The sequence below is a fragment of the Bradyrhizobium sp. MI1.7 genome, assembly GCF_055811795.1.
This window is the reverse complement of the sequence record NZ_JBVVPO010000030.1, coordinates 59,515-77,117: the sequence shown is the minus strand read 5'-3', so window position 1 is coordinate 77,117 and position 17,603 is coordinate 59,515. Positions and strand designations below refer to the sequence as shown.

Genomic DNA, 17,603 nt, shown 5'->3' with positions numbered 1-17,603 from the left:
GTTCGCTTGACGAGGTCCGTTCCGGGTCACCAGGCCCGAAGCTGCCGCGCCAATACAACAGCACGGAGCGAGCTTCGCTACCCCCAGCGCGACGACCACACCGGATACGTGCTCTTTTCGTTCGTGCACAGCCCGCGAGGGTGTTAGGCAAGCTCGCCTGCTGATGAGTGGGGGGGGACAGCATCCACGATCCTTGCCTTTCCGGTCGACGGAAGCGGTTTCCGCATTTGATGATGAAGTCGGACATCTCCGGTAAAGCGGAAGTCAGCCATAACGCCAATTATGTCGGCTGAGGGCCGTGAGCAGACGTACTACGCTCGTTCAACGCGGATCGAACTGTGCGCCTTCCAAAAGGTACCGAAGCGCTCACCACCGGCTTCGTTTCGCCCATATTGCCTCACCAATGAGGCAGGATATTCGTGGCTCCCTTTCGGTCACCGAAACGATCCGGTCCCTGGGCACGCCGCCGGCAACCTCGAGCACGAGCTTTGTTCGGATCGCCTCCTTGAACCCGTCACGGCTTCTGATCGTCACCATAAACGAGCCTGACCCGCCAATCACACAATCCTCGTAATAGAGATCGAGGTCGTCGATGTCCATTTGCGACGGAAGCCTTCCTTCGAGCATGATCGGCAATCCGTTGATGGTAATGCCCCTTGCCAGCGCCGCATCACGTGCGATGGTAACTGGGCTTCCGTCGTTGTTCACGCCATCGCCGGAAACGTCGATCACACGCCGCAGTCCACGATACGGATCCGCATCGAACAGCGGCAATGCGAAATTTATCGCGCCAGAGATCGAGGTGCGTGAGCCCATGCGAACCGGCGCTTTCGCGATTTCCGCCGCCACCGCAGCTGCAGATTCGCGGCTGTCGATCAATCTCCACGGCACGATGATTTTCTGATCGTTCGGTCCAGACCATTCCACATAGACCAGGGCCAACCTTCGGTTCGGCCCGGCCTTGAGCGCCTGGAGAAATTCGTTGGAAACGATGGCCTCCGCGTAACCCTCGCGCTGAAGCAAAAGCTCGCCAGGATCCATTGAATAGGAGACATCAACAGCAAGAACGAGTTCGACATCAACCGATGGCTGCTCGCTGCCGGCAACCACTCGGTACCCCGAATTGAGGGCGGCCGTGTTGGCGACTTCACCTCCGGCGATCACTCCGGCGATCAATGCCGCTGCGATGGAGACACGATGAAGCATGGTGGCCTCGCTGCTGGTTCCTCTTCATGGTGGCAGAAACGCCGCTGCCTGATCGATCGGTCCAGTGCCGGGTGCGGATTGATGCGAGCGCGCGAAGACGAACCGAGATGTCACATGTATTTCGGAGGCGGCTTTGCCGTCCTGGCCGATGAGGATCAATCCGGCGCCGCCATTTGCTACATTCAGAACAATCGGCTCGCCACTCCACGTCTTGATTGGCTCCATTCCGATGATGAGAAATTCACCGATAGGCTGGTCAAGATATTGGATGCGCAATTGCGGGCCGACTTCGGCTGCCGCGAGTTCGAAGCCGAGCTGTCGAGCACGCGCGTAAACATCAGCCAAGGTCACAGTATCGGACGTGAATCCAAGCTGGGCTGGCGATACGAGGATAAGCTCCACGTCTGTCTTGCGAGAGCCAAGGATGAATGTCGGTCGAGCAAGTATTTCAGCGGCCTGCCCCCCGATACCGCAACCCATGCCGTCCAGCTTATTGCGCAGTCCAAGCGGATCAGCGAAGGTACCAATGGTAATGGTCTTCCATGTCGCCACATCGCGGCCGGACTGAATGAGTTGCTGGGACACTTCGGCGGGGCGCGTCTTGAGCTTCAGCTGGTTTTGCAAGACATCGCGAGCCGTGCATTGAGCCCGCGCTGGATTGGTTGCGAACTGAACGATGCAGGCCGCGCACAGTATCGACACAATGAAGTAACGGCTGCCCCGGCGCGCGCGCGAATGACGGTCGGCTCCGCCGCAATGCGCCCTTCCCGCTGTGATGGCTATCGAAAATCTCTTCCGCATTTGCAATCTCGCGAGAAGAAAGAGACCACCGTCTGGCACTGGACACACTCTGCGCCCTGTGAGCGCGGTGCAGCTTTCTCGGTATCGCGTTATTCGGTTACCGCGGGCTCAGGGCAGCGGCTCTCCGGTTGTCAACGTAGTGCAGGTCTGCGGGAAAACCGTACGAAAAGGCACGATAAAGGACGAAATCGGGCTCTGCCGCTGCCTTGAGACGCACTTTCCGTTCCGCTAAGATCAATGGCGGGAGGTGTGCGCATGACCTGCCTGCGGCTGAACGGATACACGCTCAATTTGGATCAGGCGCAGTTATTTGACCGGCACGGCCAGGCCGTTGAGCTGCGGCCTCAGGCTCTGGCAGTGTTGCTTGAATTGGGGCGCCGTCCCGGAGAGCTGGTTACAAAACTCGATCTCGGTGCGCGAGTGTGGCCGGGCGTTTCGGTCACCGACGACTCGCTCGTGCAATGCGTGGTCGAGATCCGGCGCGCGCTCGGTGACAGCCGGCAGCAGGTCGTGCGGACGATGCCACGACGTGGTTACCTTCTGATCGTTGACGCAGCCGACACGGCGCCGCGCGATGTGCGAAGATTCTATCGCCTTGCCGCCGCCCTTGCGATGGTGGCAGTCGCGATCATGCTGGTCTGGCAACTTCTACTGCCCGGCGCCGGCTCCGGGCCCCCCAAGGTACACAACAGGATGGTGGCCGACGTTGCGGTTCTACCCCTGCGCGTACTCAACACCTCTCAGGAAGGCAGTCCGGACGGCAACGGATTAGCCTACATGATTGCCTCCGAACTTGCGCGCAACCCCGACCTGCACATCGTCTCAACCCTCGCCACAGCCGAGCTTAGCGGCAAGAACCTGTCGCCGGCCCAGATCGCCGCGATGACCCGCGCTCGCTACCTTGTGGATGGCAGCGCAGAGAGACGCGGCGACCGGCTGCAGCTCCACGTGCAATTGATCGATTCCGGCAACAACCGCATCGTCTGGAGCGGCCGGTTCGAGCCCACTGCGCAGGACCTGCCCGACGTTACTGAAACGTTGATCTCTCGGATCAGCGCCTCGCTTGGTGCAACCGTGCGCGAGTCGGACCGGGCGGCGTTACGGAGCCGCGCGCCGGCCTCGCTTGATGTGCATGCGCGCGTGCTGCGCACGCTTGCGCTGACCATGGCACCAAGTTCCGAGAGCCTCCGCCAAGCGCGGCAGGAACTCGAACTGGCGGTCCGCCTTGATCCGAACTACGCGCCCGCGTGGACGGGACTCGGACTGGTGAAGAAGATGCTGATTTTTGGCCATCACGATCCTGGGCTCAGTCGTCAGGACTTGCCGCAGGCGATCGCCGACGTCAGGCGCGCGATTGCGCTGGACCCGCTGCGTGCCAGTTCGTGGCGAGTGCTGTCCTTAGTAACCGACGCAGGTCAGGACCCTGAGTCAGCGGTGAGCGCGGCCGAGCGGGCGATCGAGCTCGGCCCTGGCGATCCGGACAACTGGGTCGTCCTTGCCGGTGCATTGCATTATGCCGGTCGAACCCAGGCAGCGATTGAAGCCTTCGAGAAGGCGATCTCCTGGAACCCGGTACGCCCAGCACACTACGCGCTCTACGGGGCAAGGCTGCGCTATTCCGTGCAGGATTACGAGGATGCGCTGCGTTTCGCCCGCGAATGTATGGATCGAACACCTGCGATAGGCGTCTGCAAGGCGGTCTGGCTATCGTCGCTTATTCGTACCGGCCATGCCGCCGACGCGGAGGCGGCGTGGCCCGCTTTGGTCGCGGCCGCCCCCTCTTTGCAGACGTACCGGATGACGCCGCGGAATACGCCGATGGCTCTGGCGGTTGATGAGGACCTCGACAGACTTCGCAAGAGCAACACCACGGCAATGGCCCAGTAAAGCTTCAGGCGCGTGAACCTGATGTGATCATTCCAAGTTGGCCTTTTTCGGCGCAGAAGCGGCTTCGAGGCTGTTCCGGATGGAGTGATCCGCGTCGCTTTGCCGTTTGAGGCCGGTGTCAGCTCGTTCTAAGGGCCAACAGGCGACGTCCAGAAGCTACCAACTGAAGTGGGCTTTATTCAACTGCCTCTCTTCAATTTCGACATGACATCATCTCCGCCCGTGAGAACGTATCGAAGCGCGTACCCGATCAGCCAAGACGCCGCCGCTAGGCCCAGGCCAACCATTGCTAGATAGATGTTGATTCGATCCCAGGCGAAGCCAGCGGCAATAAGCGTCATCCATGCTTGCGCTACCGGCCTGCCGCAGGTGCATGCCGCGCCTACGCGCGCCCAGGTGCTCTTGGCGGCCGAGGGGATGCGACGCAGATCGCGCGCTGCTCGAACTGTGGCTGGACGATGCGGTAGCCTGATGAGGCATTCGCGAATTTGTGTGCGTGTCAGTCGCGGAGATCGCCATCAATATCTGGACTCTCCGGTTCCACGCGCCATAATGAGGCGATGGACGGGATATCCAAAACCTTAAATTGTGCGCGTTGCGGCAAGCCGCTGGTCCTGATAGCGCGACCGGATGGCAAGGGCCCACTCCGGCCGACATGCTTGCATTGCGAGGAAGCCGATCCGATCACGTCGCCCGAGGTCGCCAGGTGGTTTGCTGGGGAATTGCAGCCGCCGAAGGGATAGGCCGTGAGGATCGCTGCCATGGCCGTGACTGCCGCATAGTGCCGAGCTTGAGATGCTCGGGGACGACCGTCGTTGGCCTCAATTGTGTCGACAAATTACGGTACTGATTCGCCAGTGAGCCAGCGTCTCGCAATCGGTTGGTCCTTTGGCCTCTGAACTCACAAGTCACCGACGCGAGTGGCGTGCAATGGGGCCCGGCCCAGCCGGGCCTTTTGTCCTTTGTGAATTATGTGCACTCACTGCACCCTGGGCCCATCGCGACCGAGGACCCTCGTTGGCGCGAACTCACAAATATTCGGCCTGAACTGCCAAGATACAAACTGCCCTTTTTACTATGGCGACCCAGTTGGCCCAACGCACGGGGTGCACTTCGACCGGGGATCGATGACCAATGCGCGTTTTTTTTAGTTGCTTGTTTTGCGGGACGCTTCACAGCGCTATCCAAATAAGGCGGCCGGTCGTGGCAAGCGGGCGCTTCGATTGCAAAGCGTGCGGGCAGACACTGCATCGATGGTGGGCCGTATACGACTTTACAGATTGGAAGGGGCCGCTCGACCAGTAGCGGGCGCGGCCAATCCGGGTCGCCGCACCTTGCCGGCCCCGCTCAAATGCGCCTATGCCCGTCCTCACCCGCCGGCGCGATCCGCACCGCAGCGATTGCTGGCACATCCACTTTGACGACATCACGTCGGCAGCATAGCAAAAGCCGTCGGAAACCCCAGACTCGTCCGAGGTTTGGCAATGGCAGTGCGGCTTCTATCCCGGCTCGAAGCCCGGCAAGCACCGCAAAGGCTCGGCGCCGTCGTTCGAGGCGGCTCCCGCGCGGCGTTCGAGGTGGCATGGAGCGAATATCTGCCCAAAAGCACAGAGGCCAATTTCCGGGCCTCGCGCGTTCATGAGGCGTGGACTCGCGAGAAATACGCGCGCTTTGATTGCGGCGAACGGATACCGTCGGACTGGCGTCAGCATGGCTGAATCCGATGGTTGCTTACGCCGCTTTGACACTCGGATCGTGCTACCCAGCGGCACCGAGCTCATCACGTTGCCCGATGCGATCCGGCACTTCAGCGAGACGGTGCCGAAACGCGAGCACAAGCACCCGCGCGTACTTCTCGCCGCCACCGCGCTGACCGACGCCGCCGAGGGCCGAACCGCGCAGCGATTGCCTCGGATACCGCTGCGCGCCTCTTATCGTCCGCATCTCAACATATCCTCGGATTGTCGCCATTGTCGCAAATGCGGCCGGGCACGCCCCGGACCGACGGACCGAACCATATTGGAATGCCCTCCCAGACAATCCAGCAGCCGCCGGGGCCGGTATTGAATATATGACAGGGCTTGCCGTACACCGTGATGCGCGTTGGCCCGGCTGCGAATTTCTCGCGAGCCACGGCGGTCGTTGTAAGGACGGTGATCGCGATCAATCCAGTCGCCAAGAACTTGATTGTGGTCATCGAGCTTGTCCTTTTGACCCTTGATGGGGGCTGCAACCTTAGCCTGTTTCCTGGGCCAGTGGAGGACCGGATGCGCTTGCTCGTTCGCATCCTGCCTGACGAAGCTCACAGTAGGTAACGGCAAGGACCTATTTGCTCAATCGTCGCAAAGAGTGGCGTTTGGCGCCGGAACGAGGACAAGAGCAAGACGCCCCGGCTCTGTGATTTATTGGGCCTCAAGCGCTTCACGCCGCACGATCTCCGCCGAACGGCGCGCGTCGGCGGTCAAGGCGTCAAGTAAAGCGCGAGCCACGCCAGTCGATTAGACTACTAGGCTCGTAAAGAAGGGCTTGGTTATCTCGACGACCGAGGGTTCTCTCTCATCAGGAGTGGCGGCGGTGACAAACTCGCTTTTGCAGTTAAAGCAGCGCCAAAGGTCATGGATTTCTTGGGCATTGACGCGCTCACGCCACTCTAGATGGACCAACCCAGAACCACATTGAGGGCATTTTTCTGGATGGGGCGTCGAGAAGATTGATGCCATGTGGAACCTCCCTCATTTTCGGCGCAGCGTACGACTGTCTGGGCACCTTGGAATTGATCCACAACAAACAATTTGCCCATTTGTCATCGCCGGGCGGCTTCCAGGTCCGGGACCGTCGAGTGCTGGCGCGCGCCCTCTGCAATCGGGCCTTGCCAGTTGGTACATAAAGGGCGGCGATGTGGCGCATGTCGAATACGGAAGCCGTGATCTTCATGGGTTGGAACGCCCAGGGCCCGCATAAGGTTAGATAGATTGCGCACCATCGCGGCGGCCTGGCCGCACGCTGGATTGGAGGCAGCACATGAAAATCGTGGACGAAGACGGCGAGATCATCGCAACAGCATCCGATGACCATACTTTAATCGGCGGCCACCACCGCCTCGCAGTGGCGGCCAGCCTCGGTAAAAGACTGTTCTGGCGAGATACCGGCGAACCAGTGAAGCTTGATAACTTCTTCAAGCATTATGGAAGTTCTCTTCGACATACAGCCTGAGCCGCTCGCCGAGCGTACATTGTTCGGCGCATCGCAACAACGCCAACGAGGATTTTTGCCATCGCGCATTCCTGGTTTAATTTTTATGCGGTCCCGTACACAAAGGCGGCGCGCCATGTGGCGCAAGTGCGACAATCGATCACCCCCGTTTGGCCCTGGTCTCCGAGGGACCCCGGAAAGCAAATAGGGGCATCGTTGGTTCGCGTCTGACCGCTCTTGCCATCAGCCCGCTCCATTTAAGCTCTCCCTCCCTTTCCCACGCGCCTCTGGCGTGATCGAGGCGGTCGAGGCGGTGCGGCCGGCGGCACTGGCGCAGAGGCGATGCCGCAACGAAGGTTCGAGCGAAAGAAATCAACTGCGACATCTGCCGCAGTTGGGAAGCGCACGGGCAAGAATGGTAACGCCCGCAAGGTGCCGGTCGAGCGGCGCGCCTTGGCCGCCTGGGTCGAGCCTGTGTCACGTCGCGAGATCTGGTCACTTCAAATGACCAATTGCGCGGGCCCGCCGCCGATCTATCAGGTCTGCCTCTTCACGATTTCAAATCCGTTTGCGTGCAATTCCAGCAGTATGCCCTGTGCCAAGTGCGTGCACTCTTCAGACTTGATCCAGTGCGGACTTCTCCAATCCGGGTCGTCTTCCTTTGGGTAACTGGTGAAGGCGGAGCGAATGGCGGCTTCGATCACGTCGATGGGATTGTCCGACATCTGCATCCCTCACGCATTTGGCGAAATAGATCAAAATCCTGGGAATTAAAGAACAAGCCCAGCCGAACACTCACCCGGCGGCCCTCTCCGTTCAGAAGAACGTCACCGCCATCAATGGTTTGATCTAGGTCAACGCTGTGCCTCGGGCTCAGGCACGTGAACGGATCTCACTAAATTTAACGCGGTATGATGAATTGCAAATATATTCATACGGCGCGGTCGCGCGGTCCCGGCACTTGCCTCTGGCCCTCACAAAGGACCCGGAACTGCACCAATGACCGCACCCGGCGCGGCGTCACTGGCCAGAGAGGGCTGCGGTAATGCCGGGAGCGGTCGTCGGCAGGCGGTCGCCATCGTTTCAAGCGCCCGGCAAATCAAGAGGCGAAGCCGCCGGTACCGCCGCTTTGACCTCCGCCAGCGCCGCTTGCAAGGCGGCTTCCTTAGTGTGGTCGAGAGAAGTCTTTAGCACCGTGCCGCCTTCGCCTTTTAGCCTCTCAAGAACCTTGTCTGCCGTGACTTTGCGCACCAGTACGAAGAGCGCTGCGGTTCCGGGTTGAACGGCGGCAGCGGTCTCTTTCATCCATTTGTCGTTGATGCCGACATCCGTTAAATATCCGCTGAGTGTGCCGGACGCGACGCCAAGGGCAGCACCAGCAAGCGGCATCAAAAAGATCAGGCCAATCAGCGTGCCCCAAAAGGCGCCAGTAGCCGCACCAGCAGCCGTGGTATTGATCAGTTGATTTAGTTTGATGTTTCCGTTGCTGTCTTTCACCGCGATCACGGCATCGCCGAGTTCGATCAAATACTCCTTCTGCATGGCCAGCAATTTTTGACGAACTTCCTCCGCCTTCGCCTCGGTTGGAAATGCAATTACGACAAGGTCGCTCATCTGTTCTGCTCCTCTACTCGAACGATTGCTGCCCATGCGAGAGAGGATGCGCCCGGTCGCGCGGGACAGGCAAGCCGCTACGGATAGCGGATGACGGGGCTCCGGGCACAAAGGGAGGCGGCGGGCACACCCGGCACGGGCGGCCCGGCTCGCGAGAACCGACAAGATGAGGCGTCAGGGTGCGAGTCAGGAGACCGCTAACGCCTCTCCCCACACGACGCAGATCTGCGATATCAGCAAAAAATGAGCCGCGCGCGGAAATCAGACGCCCCAACGCAGAGCTGCGGTCTGCACCGGGGCATCCCATAATGTCGTGGCTTTGCGATCGAGCACCGATACGGTGATCGAGACACCGGCCATGTCGAGGGATGTGACGTAGGAACCGGTCAGGAAGCGCGTCACCGTGATCCCCGCGCGATCCAGAGTCCGCTTTGCGACATTGACCATCAGATAGAGTTCGATCAGAGGCGTCGCACCAAATCCGTTAACGAGAAGCAGCACTTCGCTGCCCTTGCTCGGCGCAAGATCCTTCAGGATCGCGTCGAGCACCTCGGCGGCGATCGCATCGGCGGAAGCCAACGGTACCCTGCGCCGGCCAGGCTCGCCATGAATGCCGACGCCCATTTCCATTTCATCGTCGGCCAACGTGAAATTTGGCCGTCCGGCGGCCGGCACAGTGCATGGCAATAGAGCTACCCCCATCGAGCGCGTACGCCGGTTGACTTCATCGCCGAGCGCCTTGAGCGCGGCAAGCGGCATTCCGGTCTCGGCAGCGGCGCCGACCATTTTTTCCACGATCAACGTTCCAGCGACACCGCGACGACCGGTCGTGTAGGTCGACTTTTCGACCGCCACGTCGTCGTTCGTCACCACGCTTGCGACTTCTCGGCCGGCCATCTCGGCTGCCATGGTGAAATTCATCACATCGCCTTCGTAGTTTTTGACGATGAACAGCACACCTGCGCCGGTGTCGACGGCCTCCGCAGCCTCGATCATCTGATCTGGCGTCGGCGAGGTGAAGACCTGGCCAGGACAAGCCGCGTCGAGCATGCCCAGGCCGACAAAGCCCGCATGCAGCGGCTCATGTCCCGAGCCGCCTCCCGAAATCAGCGCAACCTTGCCCGGTTTCAACGTGCGACGGCGCACAAATTTGCGCTCGGCGCCGAGAAGCAGGATATCGGCGTGCGCTGCGGCGAGGCCGTCAAGACTTTCTTCGAGTACAGTATCGGCGCTGTTGATCAGCTTTTTCATGAGCGTTCTCCCAGTCCGGTCTAAAGTTCGATTCAATGGCTAACCGACGCTTTCCGCAAAGCGCGCGAGCTGCGCGGCTAAATCCACGATGAGCTGCTCGAGCGCACGATTCTTCTTGTCGTCACCAAGTTCAGGAACGGTCACGGTAATGACACGCGTGCGCGCTTCGCGGTGGGGTGCGCGCAGTCTTCCGGGGTGCGCGCGGCCATACGCATCGAGAAATGCCGCACGCTCGGCGCTGGACGGATGGCAGACGTCGAAGATGACCGCGACATGCTTCGCCGGGATCGGCACCAGATAAGCCGGATTCGTGATTTGACTCACGAACGAACGATTCTTGCCCAGCGCCGCCGCAAGCTTCAGGCGCGTCCCCGAGGGCCGATTGTCGAGTACCTTTCGCAGGATTATTTTGTATTCTGCGACATTCTTGTCACCGGGCGTGTCCTTGCCGACATCGTCCCTCATGAACTCACCTTTGCGATTGCGGCCTTGAGCCGTGCGACGGCAATCGGCGACACAGAGAGAGTTGTCAATCCGGTCGCGAGCAGCGCCGCCGTGAGGTGAGTGTTGGCCGCGGCGTCGCCACAGAGCGAAACCTCGACGCCTCGCTTTAGCCCGGCCTCGACGGTCGCGGCTATCAGTGCCAGCACAGCCGGATTGCTGGTATCATTGAGGTCAGCGACTGCGCCGATGTCGCGCGCCGCCGCCATGGTGTACTGGGTTAGATCGTTCGAACCGATGGAATAGAATGCAGCGCCAAAATCCGCTGCACAGAGCGCCGCCGCTGGAACCTCGACCATAATGCCGAGCGGCGGTCGAGCGCAGGCAACTCCTTTCGCTTGGAGGGCTGTGAACTCCGCGTCAAGTATTTCGTTCGCGCGGTCCAATTCCGACGGGACCGCAACCATGGGCAACATCACTTTCAGCGTGCCATGGACAGCCGCACGGCAGAGCGCGCGGAGCTGCATGCGAAACACCTCCGGCCGCGCGAGCGAGAGGCGGATACCGCGGAGGCCGAGAAACGGATTGCTCTCACCTTCGACCGTCAAACCGGGAACCTGCTTGTCTCCGCCTGCATCCAAGGTCCGGATCGTCACCGGCTTATCTTGGGCCCAGACGAGAATGTCTCGATAGACCCTGTATTGCGTTTCCTCGTCCGGCAGGCCGTGGGCTGCCTCGAACAGGAATTCCGTGCGTACAAGGCCGATGCCGTCGCAAATTGCGGAATCAAGGTTTGCAAGGTCTTCAGGCCCGGCGACATTGAGCAGAACCGCTATCCGCCGACCATTGGCGACGAAGGCAGGCGCAAGGCTGGTCTCCTCGGCGACAGCCAGTTCGGCCTTCGCAGCCGCCATACGCAGCTCAAAGAGACGGATGGTCTCCGGCTCCGGATCGAAGATGACCCTTCCGGCGTCGCCGTCCACCAGCGCCAAGACGGGTGGCTGTCCATGCCACGACAACGGACCTAACCCAACGACCATCGGCGCCCCGCGCGCTCGCGCCAACATGGCGACATGCGAGGAAGGTGAGCCACTGGCCAGCGCGATCGCGCCGCCTTGCGACCAGTCAGTCGCAAGAAAGGTCGAAGGCGTGATATCTTCAGCCGCAACAATCGAACCGCCCGCGATTCCGGCGACAACATCCACACCGCCCAGATGCGCAAGCACGCGATCGCGGATGTCAACGATATCAACGGCCCGGGCACGGAAATATTCATCTTCAGCCGCGCGATAGCCGGCGATCTCTAGGTCGAGTGCCCGGCGCCAGGCATGGTCGGCAGCGATCCCGATCGCGATAAGTTCATATGCCGTATCTGTGAGTGCATCGTCTTCCAACATGGCGGCCTGGAACTCCAGAATGTCTGCCGCCTCACTCTGAATCGTCTTGATCTGCTCGGCCAGTTGCGCCCTCGCCCCCCCAATCGCCGCCCGCAGCGCTGCAGCCTCCTGCTCCGGATCCTCGCTCGCCATTCGCCCGGCCACGGCCGCAGTCAGCACGGCGACCGGCCCGAACGCGAGGCCCGGCGATGCGGCACGGCCGATAAGTTGGATCTCTGCCACTGCCGTTAAGCCTCACCAAAACCGTCATGCACAAGCGCAAGCATGGCAGCAAGCGCCACCTCTCCGTCCGGTCCGGCGACCCGGAAATGCAGCGTCGCCCCCTGCGGAGCTTTTACACGCATCACCTTCACCGGACTCTTGGCATCCGTCCAAGGCCCGTCTCCAGAGAGGGCGAGTTCGATCTTTGCGGCAAACCTCTTCGCACACTGCGTGAGCTTGACCGACGGCCGCGCATGAAGTCCGACCTTGTTGACGAGAACCGCCGAGGCGGTCAGCGGCACCGACGTCTCAGCTGCCCGGCTGGCGTGGGCATCATGCATAGAATTCCTCCGCGCTACGCTTGACGGCTGCGAGCGATGAGCCACCCGAGGATTCCGTCGCTGCAATCACCGCTCCTTCGACCACCGGAGCATTGCAGACGACGACGCGCGCCCTTCGATCTTCAGCCAACATTTCCACCGCCATCTCGGAATTTGTCTCCGCTCCACCGAGATCAACGAGCACAGCCACACCTGCTGCGGACCACGCCGCCTCGATCGCCTCCAGGATTCCAGCAACATTCGTGCCGAGCCCTCCATCGACATCGCCGCCGGTCCAGGCGAGCGGCACCGCATTGCCCACCATCTGGCGCACCATATCTGCCGCGCCTTCCGCTATCTTGGGCGAATGTGAAACGATAACGATTCCGACATTGCCGCCATTTGGATTGTTCATGACCTTGCCTCGAATTCCAATACTTTGACTGCAGCCCCGATCAACAGGGACGTTGAGCGCGAACCGGGGTCCATGTGACCAATGGAGCGTTCGCCGAGAAAAGAAGCCCTGCCGCGAATAGCGAGCATCGGCGTCGTGCGATCGGCCGCCTGCACCGCTTCTAACGCAATCGCCCGCGCATCGCCGCCTGCAGCCAATACCGCTTGCACGGGCACCAGGACATCCAGCAAGGTTTTCTGTCCTGCCTCCGAGCGTCCGCGCGCCTTTACGGCATTGATTGCCATATCCGTAGCCGCGACAAACTCCGCGCGTGTTGGCTGCTCTGGAAGCGCCTTGCCCAACTCCATGAAGAAGGTGCCAACCAGCGGCCCAGAAGCTCCGCCAACCTTCATGACCAGCGTCATTCCGATCGACTTCAGCATTTCTGGCAGAGACTTGTCCGCAAGGCCGGGCAACGTCGCGAGCACAGCCTCGAAGCCGCGTTTCATGTTCAGCCCATGATCGCCGTCACCGATCGCCTGGTCGAGGCTGGTCAGTTCGTCGGCGTGCTGGATCACCGATTCCGCAAGCGCCCGCACCAGATTCTCCCTAGAGGTCCGATCGAGACTCATGCCGCGACCCTCCCGCCGGCCGCATCGAAGAACAGCGGCCTGTTAAGGCGTAGCGACACGACGTCGCCGACGTCTAACCTCGCCTCAGGGTCCGCCAACGTCACGACAGGTTGGCCGCCGAGATCGAGATGGACATGGCTCTGGTCGCCGAGATGTTCGACCCGCGTGACGGTGGCCGACACGTCCCCGCCGCTGCGTGCGATCGCCAGGTGCTCGGTACGAGCGCCAATCGTCTTAACGCCGGGCGGAACGCCGGCAAACAGAGTTGCCGGCAGCAGGTTGATCATCGGCTGGCCGAGCCGGGCAGCGACATAGGCGTTGACCGGGTTCTCGTAAATCTCGCGCGGCGTGCCGATCTGCATCAGCCGCCCGGCCTCCATCACGCCGATGCGCGATGCCATGGTCATAGCCTCGGTTTGATCGTGGGTGACGTAGAGGATCGTCGCGCCGAGATCGATCTGGATGCGCTTAAGCTCCAGGCGCATTTCACCGCGCAGCTTGGCATCGAGCGAAGAAAGCGGCTCGTCCATCAGGTAGATCGAGGGCGAGCGCACCAGAGCGCGGCCAATCGCAACGCGCTGCATCTGCCCGCCCGACAACTGGGTCGCCTTGCTGTGGAGCTTGGCCTCGATATGGAGAAGACGCGCAACCTGTTCGACCTTTGCGCGAATTTCGGCCTCCGGCAGGCGCCGAGTCGGCGCGCGTAGCGCAAAGGCCATGTTCTCGAACACGGTCAGATGCGGGTACAACGAATATTGCTGGAATACGAAGGCGACGTCACGATCCGCCGGCGCATCACTGGTCACATCGCGTCCGTCGATGCGGACCGAGCCGCTGTCGGGCGCCTCTAATCCGGCAACGAGACGCAGCGTCGTTGTCTTGCCGGCGCCGGTCGGCCCCAGCAACGCAACAAATTCGCCATCTCCAATGGTGAGGGACAGATCGACGACGGCTTGCGTCTTGCCAAACGCCTTGGAGACCGCCCCGATCTCGACTTCAGCCATGCTTGCCTCCCTCGTGCAATGCGGTGCGTATTGCCCGTCCCGACCCCTGGTCGAAGAGCGACAACGTATCGGGCCGAAAATCGAGCCCGACATTCATCCCAATCCGAAAGGGCATGCTGGCGGGCGAGCGGGCCTTGAGAGCGCCGTAAGGCGTCGTCACCGTCACGATCTGCGTCGTGCCGAGATATTCCGACCCATAGATCTCGCCCCGCACCATGCCGCTATCGGAAAAACGCACATGCTCGGGTCTGACGCCCAGGACAAGGTCGCTCTCCACCAGAGCCTCGCGTGCGGTGGGTATCGCAACGTCGCGATCCCCGAGCCGGATCGCCTGCGCCCCGGCTTGCAGGCTGCCGCGAAACGGCAGGAAATTCATCGCTGGAGAACCGATGAAGTCCGCGACGAAGAGCGAAACAGGCCGGTCATAAATGTCGCGCGGACTCGCAATCTGCTCGACCACGCCGTTGTTCATCACCGCAATCAGGTCCGCCATTGCCATGGCCTCCAGTTGATCATGCGTGACGTAAACGGTGGTCGCGCCAAGCCGGTCATGCAGCGCGCGCAATTCCTGGATCATCGCCTCGCGCATCTCGGTATCGAGCGCTCCGAGCGGCTCGTCCATCAGGAAGCACTTCGGCTTGCGGACGATCGCCCGCCCAAGCGCGACGCGCTGACGGTCGCCGCCGGTGAGGGTCGAAACCGACCGATCAAGGAGGTGGGAGATACGCAGGATCCGAGCGGCCTCCACCACGCGCCGGTCGCACTCCGCGGCTCCGATGCCCTCGCATTTAAGCGGAAAGCCGATATTGCGCCGGACATTCATGTGCGGATAGAGCGCAAATAGCTGGAAGACGAAGGCGATATCTCGCGCGGAGGCACGGTTCATCGTCACGTCCTCACCGTCGAGCCTGATCGTGCCGGATGTCGGCAATTCCAGTCCTGCAATCATCCGCAGCGTTGTCGTTTTGCCGCAGCCGGACGGCCCAAGCAGACAAAGGAACTGGCCGTCATCCACCGTAAAGCTCGCGCCCTTGACTGCGTGAAACTCTCCAAAGGATTTGTTGAGCGCTTCAACCCTGATCTGTGCCATCGAGCGCTACTCCCGGACCTTCGAGACGATCGTGAACATCACCGTCCCAAAGAGAGTGACCGCGAAAGACCAGGAATAAAGCGTCAGAAAAAACGGCTGCATCAGCATGACCACGCCTGCGGCAATGATCGCCGTCGCGATGGCCTCCAGCGGACCGCGCCGCAACATTCTGCTCGTCAGGTTAACGTTCGGCGTTGACGTGTTCACATCAAGGTTCATTTGCGAACGGCCCCAAAGGTAATCCCGCGCAGAAGATGCTTGCGAAGCAGCACCGTGAACACGACGATCGGCACAAGAAAGATCGTCGTGCCGGCGGCTACGGCCGGCCAATCCTGGCCGCCTTCGCCAATGATGATCGGAATGAATGGGGGCGCGGTCTGAGCGTTGCCAGAGGTCAGAAGCACAGCAAAGGCGTATTCGTTCCACGCAAAAATAAGGCAGAAAATCGCCGTCGCCGCGATCCCCGTCGTCGCCTGCGGTAGAACCACCTTCACGAACGCCTGAAAGCGCGTATAGCCATCGATCATTGCCGCTTCTTCGTATTCACGCGGGATTTCGTCGATGAAGCCCTTGAGTAGCCAGACAGCGAGCGAGACGTTCACCGAAGTGTAGAGCAGGATCATCCCGAGACGGGTATCCGATAGCCCGACGGTCCGGTACATCAGGTAGATCGGGATCGCGACCGCGATTGGCGGCATCATTCTGGTCGACAGAATGAAGAACAGGAGGTCGTCCTTGAGAGGCACGCGGAAGCGCGAAAAACCATAAGCCGAGAGCGTACCGAGCGCGACGGCAAGCACCGTCGAGCCAAAGGCGATGATCAGCGAGTTGATGAAGCGCGGCACGTAGTTCGACGGCCCGGCGACAACCATGTTGCGGCTGCGCGCGATGTTGTCACAAAGCCCCTGCGGCGGCCCCAGCGTCTGGATAAACTCCTGAGTCTGACGCGAGCGTGTTGTGAAGACATTGCAATAGCCTTCAAGGGAGGGCTTGAAGAGGACCTTCGGCGGATAGGAGATCGCATCGTCAGGCGACTTGAACGAGGTGAGCACGATCCATATCAGCGGAACCATCGTTATGATGGCATAGAGTATGACGAGCAGACCGGCAAAGCGGCGAGTGCCGGTCGACGGTTCGACGACTGAGTGGGCTGCATTTGAGGCGCTCATCTGCTTTTCACCCGGTTCAGCGCCTTGACGTAGATGTTGGCAAGGCCAAACACTGTCACGAACAGAATGATCGCGAAGGCCGAGGAATAGCCGGTTCGCCAACTCTCAAAGGCCGCGCGCTTCAGTGTGATCGAAGCGACTTCCGTGGTCGAGCCCGGCCCTCCTCCGGTCAGGAGGTTGACCATGTCGAACATCTTGAAATTCTCGATCCCGCGAAAGAGCACCGCGAGCATGATGAACGGCAGAGCCATCGGCAGCGTGATCGACCAGAACTGCCGCCAATTCGACGCGCGGTCGACCTCCGCTGCCTCATAAATGTAATCCGGGATCGACCGCAGCCCCGCCAGGCAAATCAGCATCACGTAAGGCGTCCACATCCAGGCGTCGACGATGACGATGGCCCACGGGCTGAGGGTCACGTCTCCCAGCATCTGGAACGACGAAGCGCCGCGCCCCGTGAAGAAGGCGACCACGTAGTTGAACAGCCCGATCTGCGGCTGATAGAGGAAGGTCCAGAAATTGCCGACAACCGCTGGTGAGAGCATCATCGGCAACAGAATGATCGTGGTCCACAGGCCATGGCCACGGAATTTCTTGTCGATCAGGAACGCAAGGCCGAATCCGAGCACAGTCTCGATCAGCACGGTCCAAACCACGAAATGCGCCGTGACCTGCATTGCCGCCCAGATATCCGGATCGGTCAGGATCGACTGGTACCAATCGGTCCCCAGCCATAGCGTCGGCGCGTTCGGCCGATTGGCGCGGTAGTTGGTAAATGACAGGTAGATCGTCCATACCAGCGGGAAGATATTGATCGCCAGCAGCAGCACGATCGTCGGCGTGATGAAGAGCCATGCGAGCGCCTGGTCCGAAAGGCCGCGGATACGACGTATCACGCCTGGTCGGATCGGGACGGCCCGGTAGGTGATCTGCGACGAAGTGCTCAAATCGTTCATGGCCCTGGTCAATCCTGGCGTCGCGATTGTCGACTATGCGACGCCTGC

Annotated in this window: 20 protein-coding genes; 4 read left to right on the top strand and 16 right to left on the bottom strand. The window is 60.8% G+C overall.

Annotated elements, in window-relative coordinates; all coding sequences use genetic code 11:
* Positions 1-366 precede the first annotated feature (366 nt).
* The gene (locus tag AC0L3X_RS25405) at positions 367-1,206 is read right to left on the bottom strand and encodes a DUF1194 domain-containing protein (protein WP_283017540.1); all 840 of its coding nucleotides are present in this window, start codon (positions 1,204-1,206) and stop codon (positions 367-369) included.
* Here AC0L3X_RS25405 and AC0L3X_RS25400 point away from each other — a divergent pair.
* The 3 genes from AC0L3X_RS25400 to AC0L3X_RS25390 all read left to right on the top strand — a co-directional run bounded on the left by AC0L3X_RS25400 (position 1,198) and on the right by AC0L3X_RS25390 (position 5,612).
* On the top strand, positions 1,198-2,217 hold the full coding sequence (locus tag AC0L3X_RS25400; RefSeq protein WP_187387929.1) for a hypothetical protein: 1,020 nt from the start codon (positions 1,198-1,200) through the stop codon (positions 2,215-2,217). The genes AC0L3X_RS25405 and AC0L3X_RS25400 overlap by 9 nt on opposite strands.
* Positions 2,218-2,262: 45 nt before the next feature.
* Positions 2,263-3,894 (top strand): winged helix-turn-helix domain-containing tetratricopeptide repeat protein, encoded by a 1,632-nt coding sequence (locus tag AC0L3X_RS25395; protein WP_187387928.1) that lies wholly within the window; start codon positions 2,263-2,265, stop codon positions 3,892-3,894.
* A gap of 1,484 nt (positions 3,895-5,378) precedes the next feature.
* Positions 5,379-5,612 (top strand): hypothetical protein, encoded by a 234-nt coding sequence (locus tag AC0L3X_RS25390; RefSeq protein WP_187387927.1) that lies wholly within the window; start codon positions 5,379-5,381, stop codon positions 5,610-5,612.
* A gap of 40 nt (positions 5,613-5,652) precedes the next feature.
* On the opposite strand, the gene AC0L3X_RS25385 is transcribed toward AC0L3X_RS25390, so the two are convergent.
* Together AC0L3X_RS25385 and AC0L3X_RS25380 are read right to left on the bottom strand one after the other, a co-directional pair.
* Positions 5,653-5,838: a hypothetical protein gene (locus AC0L3X_RS25385; RefSeq protein WP_063981223.1), complete on the bottom strand. Its 186-nt coding sequence runs from the start codon at positions 5,836-5,838 to the stop codon at positions 5,653-5,655.
* A gap of 1 nt (position 5,839) precedes the next feature.
* Positions 5,840-6,091: a hypothetical protein gene (locus AC0L3X_RS25380; RefSeq protein ID WP_135215647.1), complete on the bottom strand. Its 252-nt coding sequence runs from the start codon at positions 6,089-6,091 to the stop codon at positions 5,840-5,842.
* Between the two features lie 824 nt (positions 6,092-6,915).
* Between AC0L3X_RS25380 and AC0L3X_RS25375 the strand changes: the two genes are divergently transcribed.
* The gene (locus tag AC0L3X_RS25375) at positions 6,916-7,107 is read left to right on the top strand and encodes a ParB N-terminal domain-containing protein (RefSeq protein WP_028150075.1); all 192 of its coding nucleotides are present in this window, start codon (positions 6,916-6,918) and stop codon (positions 7,105-7,107) included.
* 515 nt (positions 7,108-7,622) lie between these two features.
* Here AC0L3X_RS25375 and AC0L3X_RS25370 read toward each other — a convergent pair.
* The 13 genes from AC0L3X_RS25370 to AC0L3X_RS25310 all read right to left on the bottom strand — a co-directional run bounded on the left by AC0L3X_RS25370 (position 7,623) and on the right by AC0L3X_RS25310 (position 17,555).
* The gene (locus AC0L3X_RS25370) at positions 7,623-7,811 is read right to left on the bottom strand and encodes a hypothetical protein (protein ID WP_223153873.1); all 189 of its coding nucleotides are present in this window, start codon (positions 7,809-7,811) and stop codon (positions 7,623-7,625) included.
* Positions 7,812-8,169: 358 nt separating this feature from the next.
* Positions 8,170-8,700 carry a DUF1269 domain-containing protein gene (locus tag AC0L3X_RS25365; protein ID WP_473316955.1) on the bottom strand — a complete coding sequence of 177 codons (531 nt, stop codon included), beginning with the start codon at positions 8,698-8,700 and terminating at the stop codon, positions 8,170-8,172.
* A 261-nt stretch (positions 8,701-8,961) separates the two neighbouring features.
* On the bottom strand, positions 8,962-9,951 hold the full coding sequence (gene dhaK / locus AC0L3X_RS25360) for a dihydroxyacetone kinase subunit DhaK (protein ID WP_063981221.1): 990 nt from the start codon (positions 9,949-9,951) through the stop codon (positions 8,962-8,964).
* A 39-nt stretch (positions 9,952-9,990) separates the two neighbouring features.
* Positions 9,991-10,416 carry a hypothetical protein gene (locus AC0L3X_RS25355; protein ID WP_063981220.1) on the bottom strand — a complete coding sequence of 142 codons (426 nt, stop codon included), beginning with the start codon at positions 10,414-10,416 and terminating at the stop codon, positions 9,991-9,993.
* A complete protein-coding gene (ptsP, locus tag AC0L3X_RS25350) occupies positions 10,413-12,011 on the bottom strand; it encodes a phosphoenolpyruvate--protein phosphotransferase (RefSeq protein ID WP_063981219.1) in 1,599 nt (532 codons plus the stop codon). Before ptsP ends, AC0L3X_RS25355 begins: the two co-directional genes overlap by 4 nt.
* A 5-nt stretch (positions 12,012-12,016) precedes the next feature.
* On the bottom strand, positions 12,017-12,331 hold the full coding sequence (locus AC0L3X_RS25345; RefSeq protein WP_063981218.1) for an HPr family phosphocarrier protein: 315 nt from the start codon (positions 12,329-12,331) through the stop codon (positions 12,017-12,019).
* Entirely contained in the window at positions 12,324-12,725 is a 402-nt protein-coding gene (gene dhaM, locus AC0L3X_RS25340) for a dihydroxyacetone kinase phosphoryl donor subunit DhaM (protein WP_028150082.1), read from the bottom strand. The genes AC0L3X_RS25345 and dhaM overlap by 8 nt, the downstream gene beginning before the upstream one ends.
* The gene (dhaL, locus tag AC0L3X_RS25335) at positions 12,722-13,336 is read right to left on the bottom strand and encodes a dihydroxyacetone kinase subunit DhaL (protein WP_063981217.1); all 615 of its coding nucleotides are present in this window, start codon (positions 13,334-13,336) and stop codon (positions 12,722-12,724) included. The genes dhaM and dhaL overlap by 4 nt, the downstream gene beginning before the upstream one ends.
* Positions 13,333-14,340, bottom strand: a complete 1,008-nt coding sequence (locus tag AC0L3X_RS25330) for an ABC transporter ATP-binding protein (protein ID WP_063981216.1) — start codon at positions 14,338-14,340, stop codon at positions 13,333-13,335. The genes dhaL and AC0L3X_RS25330 overlap by 4 nt, the downstream gene beginning before the upstream one ends.
* Positions 14,333-15,430: an ABC transporter ATP-binding protein gene (locus tag AC0L3X_RS25325; protein WP_063981215.1), complete on the bottom strand. Its 1,098-nt coding sequence runs from the start codon at positions 15,428-15,430 to the stop codon at positions 14,333-14,335. The genes AC0L3X_RS25330 and AC0L3X_RS25325 overlap by 8 nt, the downstream gene beginning before the upstream one ends.
* Positions 15,431-15,436: 6 nt before the next feature.
* Positions 15,437-15,649, bottom strand: coding sequence for a hypothetical protein (locus AC0L3X_RS25320; RefSeq protein ID WP_063981214.1), 213 nt, complete (start codon positions 15,647-15,649; stop codon positions 15,437-15,439).
* Positions 15,646-16,599 (bottom strand): carbohydrate ABC transporter permease, encoded by a 954-nt coding sequence (locus AC0L3X_RS25315; RefSeq protein ID WP_028150087.1) that lies wholly within the window; start codon positions 16,597-16,599, stop codon positions 15,646-15,648. Before AC0L3X_RS25315 ends, AC0L3X_RS25320 begins: the two co-directional genes overlap by 4 nt.
* Entirely contained in the window at positions 16,596-17,555 is a 960-nt protein-coding gene (locus AC0L3X_RS25310) for a carbohydrate ABC transporter permease (protein WP_014492573.1), read from the bottom strand. Before AC0L3X_RS25310 ends, AC0L3X_RS25315 begins: the two co-directional genes overlap by 4 nt.
* Between the last annotated feature and the right edge of the window lie 48 nt (positions 17,556-17,603).

Bases quoted from the DNA above. Each gene is read 5' to 3' on its own strand.
- AC0L3X_RS25400 (WP_187387929.1), top strand. From the start codon at position 1,198: ATGAAGCATGGTGGCCTCGCTGCTGGTTCCTCTTCATGGTGGCAGAAA.
- AC0L3X_RS25405 (WP_283017540.1), bottom strand. From the start codon at position 1,206: ATGCTTCATCGTGTCTCCATCGCAGCGGCATTGATCGCCGGAGTGATC.
- AC0L3X_RS25395 (WP_187387928.1), top strand. From the start codon at position 2,263: ATGACCTGCCTGCGGCTGAACGGATACACGCTCAATTTGGATCAGGCG.
- AC0L3X_RS25390 (WP_187387927.1), top strand. From the start codon at position 5,379: ATGGCAGTGCGGCTTCTATCCCGGCTCGAAGCCCGGCAAGCACCGCAA.
- AC0L3X_RS25385 (WP_063981223.1), bottom strand. From the start codon at position 5,838: ATGCGGACGATAAGAGGCGCGCAGCGGTATCCGAGGCAATCGCTGCGC.
- AC0L3X_RS25380 (WP_135215647.1), bottom strand. From the start codon at position 6,091: ATGACCACAATCAAGTTCTTGGCGACTGGATTGATCGCGATCACCGTC.
- AC0L3X_RS25375 (WP_028150075.1), top strand. From the start codon at position 6,916: ATGAAAATCGTGGACGAAGACGGCGAGATCATCGCAACAGCATCCGAT.
- AC0L3X_RS25370 (WP_223153873.1), bottom strand. From the start codon at position 7,811: ATGTCGGACAATCCCATCGACGTGATCGAAGCCGCCATTCGCTCCGCC.
- AC0L3X_RS25365 (WP_473316955.1), bottom strand. From the start codon at position 8,700: ATGAGCGACCTTGTCGTAATTGCATTTCCAACCGAGGCGAAGGCGGAG.
- dhaK (WP_063981221.1), bottom strand. From the start codon at position 9,951: ATGAAAAAGCTGATCAACAGCGCCGATACTGTACTCGAAGAAAGTCTT.
- AC0L3X_RS25355 (WP_063981220.1), bottom strand. From the start codon at position 10,416: ATGAGGGACGATGTCGGCAAGGACACGCCCGGTGACAAGAATGTCGCA.
- AC0L3X_RS25345 (WP_063981218.1), bottom strand. From the start codon at position 12,331: ATGCATGATGCCCACGCCAGCCGGGCAGCTGAGACGTCGGTGCCGCTG.
- dhaM (WP_028150082.1), bottom strand. From the start codon at position 12,725: ATGAACAATCCAAATGGCGGCAATGTCGGAATCGTTATCGTTTCACAT.
- dhaL (WP_063981217.1), bottom strand. From the start codon at position 13,336: ATGAGTCTCGATCGGACCTCTAGGGAGAATCTGGTGCGGGCGCTTGCG.
- AC0L3X_RS25330 (WP_063981216.1), bottom strand. From the start codon at position 14,340: ATGGCTGAAGTCGAGATCGGGGCGGTCTCCAAGGCGTTTGGCAAGACG.
- AC0L3X_RS25325 (WP_063981215.1), bottom strand. From the start codon at position 15,430: ATGGCACAGATCAGGGTTGAAGCGCTCAACAAATCCTTTGGAGAGTTT.
- AC0L3X_RS25320 (WP_063981214.1), bottom strand. From the start codon at position 15,649: ATGAACCTTGATGTGAACACGTCAACGCCGAACGTTAACCTGACGAGC.
- AC0L3X_RS25315 (WP_028150087.1), bottom strand. From the start codon at position 16,599: ATGAGCGCCTCAAATGCAGCCCACTCAGTCGTCGAACCGTCGACCGGC.
- AC0L3X_RS25310 (WP_014492573.1), bottom strand. From the start codon at position 17,555: ATGAACGATTTGAGCACTTCGTCGCAGATCACCTACCGGGCCGTCCCG.